This window comes from Streptomyces sp. NPDC059994 (genome assembly GCF_042737755.1).
Lineage (GTDB): Bacteria > Actinomycetota > Actinomycetes > Streptomycetales > Streptomycetaceae > Streptomyces.
The window spans coordinates 1-4,407 of sequence record NZ_JBHWUR010000029.1; the positions used below are offsets into that span (position 1 = coordinate 1).

Here is a 4,407-nt window from a genome sequence, read left to right on the forward strand (position 1 = left end):
GCCAGCGCACCGGCAACTCGGCCGTGGCTGCGGCTTTGCGGATCTCGCGTCCGGCGGGCCGGATGCGCAGGGCCACGAAGCGGGAGTACATGCGTTTGTGTCCGCTGCGGCCGCTTCCGGGCCGCGAGCCCTCGCGCCATTGCACCGGCCGCGCAGCCCGTTTCCCGGCCGCGACGACCAGGCTCTTCACCGTCTTCGCCGCTTGCGGGTAGGCCGGCGCCGGTCGTCGGCCCCGGCCGGTCCAGGCCACTGGGCACGGTTGTGCGTCCTCGGGCTGGGCCGTGGTCGTGGTCGAGATGCCCACCGCGTAGTCGAGCCCGCGGTCTTCCAGGCCGAGGCGGAAGGCGGCGGTATCCCCATAGCCGCCGTCGGCGATGGCCAGGGGGACGTCGAGGCCCCAGGACCGTGTCTCGTCGATCATGTCGAGGGCCAGCTGCCACTTCTCGACATGGCCCACCTCGGCTGGGATGCCGCACCGGGCACGTCGTGCCACTTTGGCCGCATCGGCCTTCGACGAGGCGGGATCCCAGCTTTGGGGCAGGAACAGACGCCAGTTCACCGCCGCCGACGCGTTGTCGGACGCCAGGTGCAGCGACACTCCGGCCTGGCAGTTGGTGACTTTGCCCGCAGTGCCGGTGTACTGCCGGGTCACACACGCGGACGCGTCCCCGTCCTTGAGGAACCCGGTGTCATCGATGACCAGCGCTGTCGGTCTGACGACCGGCTGCATCCGCCACGCGAGCCGGGCTCGCACGTGCGCCACGTCCCACGGACTGGACGTGATGAAGTGGGCCAGCGCCTGCCGGTTGCCGTCCTCACCCAGGCGGGCAGCCATCGGCTCCACCGACTTACGCCCGCCATCCAGCAGCAGCCCTCGCAGGTAGACGGCACCCCACCGGCGCTGATCCACCCGCCCGAACGGTTCGAACATCTCCGCCGCGAAGTCCTCCAGATCACACCGGACCGCGGCCAACTCCCTACCCAGCACACCCGATCAACGACACGGCCGATCAAGAAGACACGCCACCGGCCCACCAACCTGACCATGCACTACTAGGCGTTGTCGGTGTTCACGGGGTTTACCGCGGACAGCATCTATACGCACGCGCAATAACGTTTGTGTAATACGTCTGCATGAACCTCAATACCACGCGGCCGACCATCCCGGTCGGCCACCGGCGCGCATGCAACTGCACACCACGCTCTCAGGGTTCCTTGAGTTCCTCGTCTAAAAATCCTACGCGGTCACAATGACACCAAAGTCAGTCCTCACACATGGCCATCGATCCACCAGATCTTGACAATTACTCTCTCATTGGACTTGAAATCTTCCGACCCGCTCGGGGCAAAGGCCGTTGGCCTAGCCTAAGTGGCTCCCGGCTTGGGTAGGGGGGCTTGTCAACGGTGGACAGCTGTGGGGAGCAAGGAGGCTGGCAGTGGGGGTTGTGGCGCGGTTACCGCTGGAGGGTGGGGGCTCGGTCCTGGTGGAAGGGGGGAGGGAGCCTGACGGGCCTGTGAAGGTGGGGAGGCTGGCGGACGCCGTGCAGGACCTGCCGCATACGGTCCAGCAGGCGCTGCGTCCGGTGGCGGGCCTGGCGCGGGCGGCGCTGGAGCAGCTGCGGCAGGCCGGTCCGGACGAGGTGGTGATCGAGTTCGGCGTTGATCTCGCTGCGGAAGTCGGCGCTGTGATCGCAAAGAGTGAGACGGGCTGCCACCTGACCGTCACGGTGACTTGGTATGCCTCTGCCTCACCGGACGATGTCGGCGCTGGTAGCAGCGGCACATGACGGTCGTGGTGCGCCCGCCGGGCGGGTCGTCGCAAGGATTCCACCACGCGGTCGCGGAAGTCCGCAGTGGGAGCGGAGCGGTGGCGGGAGCGGGCTTCCTCATCGGTCCCGGTCTGCTGGCCACGTGCGCCCATGTGGTCTTGGAGGCAGGGTTCGGCCCCGGGCAGCGAGTGCCGCTGTCTTTCCCTGCCGGGCCCGAACCTGGCAGCTGGTTGCAAGGGAAGGTGGAAACCAGTACGTGGCGGGACCCGGACGCGGAGGACGTGGCGTTCCTGCGGCTGGACGGCACCCCGCCCGGCGTGGCTGTGGCTGCGCTCGGTGTCGCGGAGGACTGCGAAGGCCACAAGGGCATCACCTACGGCTTCCCCCAGCACGGCAGAGAGGGAGGGCACTTCGGTAGGTTCACGGTCGGACGCCTGCTGGGGAACTCCGCTAAGCCAGGAACGGTCCCGCTGCTCCAACTGTCCGACGCCAACGATCTGACCGCGGGCTTCAGCGGCGGCCCCGTCGTCGACGACATCACTGGGATGGTGATCGGCATGACCACGGCCATCACCCACCCCGACCGGCACTTCCGCGGGTTGGAGATCGCCTACGCCACCCCCGCTCAGACCCTACGCGACCTGCACCCTGAGCTAGTGGAACACGCGGTGTGCCCTTATCCGGGCCTGGAGCCGTTCACAGCCGACGATGCTGCGGTGTTCGGCGGTCGTACCACCGCCCTGAACGCAGTCTTCAGGGCGTTGCGCGGGCCCGCCCGGACGCTGCTGCTGCTGGGGCCGTCCGGATCGGGCAAGTCCTCCCTCCTGCAAGCCGGGGTACTGCCCGCGCTGGCCGAGGCAAAGGAGGTCGCCGGCAGCGACCGCTGGCTGCCCGTCCTGATCCCCAACCCTGGCCACGACCTGTTACTCGCCGCCGAGCACCACGGCCTGCCAGGCGCTGCCACATACGGCATCGAGGCCGCAGCCAACCACCTCCTAGCCAGCCACCCCGACCGCACCCGCGTCCTGCTGGTCATCGACCAGTTCGAGCAGCTCCTCGCTCCCGCCACCCCACCGGGCGACGGGGGCGGTATCAGGGCAGCAGTCGATCAGCTGGTCGGACTGGCCGCGTCCTTGGCCTCACTCACCGTGGTTCTGGCCATGCGCGACGACTTCTACGCCCCGCTAGCCTCCCGCGCCCCGGCTCTGTTGGAGGCCGCTTCCCTGCTGAACGTCCCCGCCACTTTGAGCGAGGACGACCTTCGCGCCATGATCGAGCACGGCGAACACGGCCCACGAATCGAGAACGGCCTGACTGCCCGTCTGATCGGCGACCTCATCCCCCCTGCCGACGGCACGCAACCCCGTAGCACCCGCAGCACCCCAGTCACCTGCCTGCCTGCCCTGCAACTGACCTTGCGCCAACTGTGGGAGCGCCGCACCTACGGGGTCCTCACGCACAAGTCCTACGAGACTTTCGGCACCGTGACCGGTGCCCTGAGTACGTGGTGCACCGACACGTTCCGAAGACTGCCGCAACGCGACATCGCCCAGAGGATCCTGACCACCCTGGTCCAGCCCGCCGACCCCGACCACGCCACGCCCGCCGCCCGCCGCCGCCTACCCTTGTCCGCCCTCCGCGACCTGGCCACAGGGCCCCACCCCGCCCCCGACCAGGACGATTTCGGCACGGCCCTGGCCGCTCTCGCCCGCCACCGGTTCATCACCATCCGCGTCCCCTGGCCGGACCCCGGACCCACCGGGCCAGCTCAAGGTCACGCCACTGGAGAACACTGCAAGTCGGTGGAACCGCCCGAACCGGTCGCAGAGCTCATCCACGACTCCCTCGTCCGCGACTGGCCCCACCTGCACGACTGGGTCACCCAGGACCAGGACTTCCACCGCTGGCTCCAGCGAGCCGAGGACCGGTACACACGCTGGCTCCAGCGAGCCGAGGACCCACAGCACACACGCTTGCTCCGACGCACCAAGCCCCGGGTCGCACGTCAGAAGCAGCGCCGCAAGGCCGACGAGTTGCTGCACGGGAGCGACTTGGCCGTCGGCCTCGACTACGCTCGCCACCGCGGCCTGCCCGCGCACATCCGCCACTATCTGGCCGTCAGCCGCCGCCGCGCCCGCCGCCGCGTCTCCATTCTGGCCGGGCTACTCGCCCTCGTCGTCGTCGCCGCCGGGGTGGCGAGCTGGCAGTCGTACGTCGCCGGTGTCGCCCACCGACAAACCGATTCCCGCGAGATCGTCACCGAATCCGACCACCTCACTCTCACGCACCCCGATGTCGCCATGCTCTTGGCCGCCCATGCCTACCGCACCAGCCACACGCCGGAAGCCAGCGCAGCCGTCCGCGCCTTCGGGGCAGACCCCTTGCCACGCGCACTCATCGGCCATACCGAGTGGGTGCGGGCGGCGGTGTTCAGCCCCAGCGGCACTCTCCTGGCCACTGCGGCCGATGACGGCACGGCTCGCCTGTGGGACACCACCACCGGCCGCCCCCTGCACACGTTCAACCACTCGGGCTGGGTGAATGCGACCGCCTTCAGCCCTGACGGCACGAGGCTGGCCACCGCCAGCAGGGACGGCACCGCCCGCCTGTGGGACACCACCACCGGCCGCGCCCTGCG

3 protein-coding genes are annotated in these 4,407 nt (G+C 69.2%); 2 read left to right on the forward strand and 1 reads right to left on the reverse strand.

The features are described from left to right. Positions 1-931, reverse strand: a 931-nt coding sequence (locus ACFWA7_RS16955; RefSeq protein WP_385823615.1) for an IS701 family transposase, incomplete at its 3' end; no start/stop codon positions are given. 553 nt (positions 932-1,484) lie between these two features. On the opposite strand from ACFWA7_RS16955, the gene ACFWA7_RS16960 reads away from it, so the two are divergent. Next, positions 1,485-1,787, forward strand: coding sequence for a CU044_2847 family protein (locus ACFWA7_RS16960; protein WP_385823688.1), 303 nt, complete (start codon positions 1,485-1,487; stop codon positions 1,785-1,787). Continuing rightward, positions 1,784-4,407, forward strand: a 2,624-nt coding sequence (locus ACFWA7_RS16965) for a trypsin-like peptidase domain-containing protein (RefSeq protein WP_385823617.1), incomplete at its 3' end; no start/stop codon positions are given. The genes ACFWA7_RS16960 and ACFWA7_RS16965, both read left to right, overlap by 4 nt.